The organism is Mesorhizobium sp. M1A.F.Ca.ET.072.01.1.1 (assembly GCF_004023325.1).
Lineage (GTDB): Bacteria > Pseudomonadota > Alphaproteobacteria > Rhizobiales > Rhizobiaceae > Mesorhizobium.
In genome coordinates this window covers 1-454 of record NZ_RZSF01000733.1, presented here as the reverse complement: position 1 = coordinate 454, position 454 = coordinate 1, and the positions used below count along the sequence as shown (strand labels likewise).

Here is a 454-nt window from a genome sequence, read left to right as displayed (position 1 = left end):
GCTCAGTCGGAAACAGAGATTCCGCCATTCTCCGAACTTGCCAGAATGGTGGCCGAGCTCAAGCAGCCCTATAACGAAAAAGGCTAGCTCCACGACGTCGCCCCGTTCGTGCCGTACGGGGCAAAGCGCCTTCTGATTGCACATAGCATTGCCCCGCCGGCGCTTGGTCAGCGGGCAACTTCGCCTTCTCTATGACTGCCCCTTTCGTCACCGAGGTAGCTCCTGGCAAGCGGCCTAAGGCCGCGCAGCACGCTTTCGCATTCGACTTCATCCGGCCCGTATGCAGGCGCATCTGGTTGAATTCGCTCCATCCGCTGGCCTCATACTCCTGACGGCGTTCAGACACGTCAACCGAACCGTCCTGCCCGAGGATGCGCTCGGCTTCCGGAACGGAGTTCATCCTGACTTTGGCAGTCACAAGTGTTCCGCCGCGTCTGATGTCTTCGGCGCAGAC

Annotated in this window: 1 pseudogene; it reads right to left on the bottom strand. The window is 60.1% G+C overall.

Annotated elements, in window-relative coordinates:
- Positions 1-58: 58 nt before the first annotated feature.
- Positions 59-454, bottom strand: a pseudogene (locus tag EOA32_RS39480) (hypothetical protein); the annotation flags it as partial.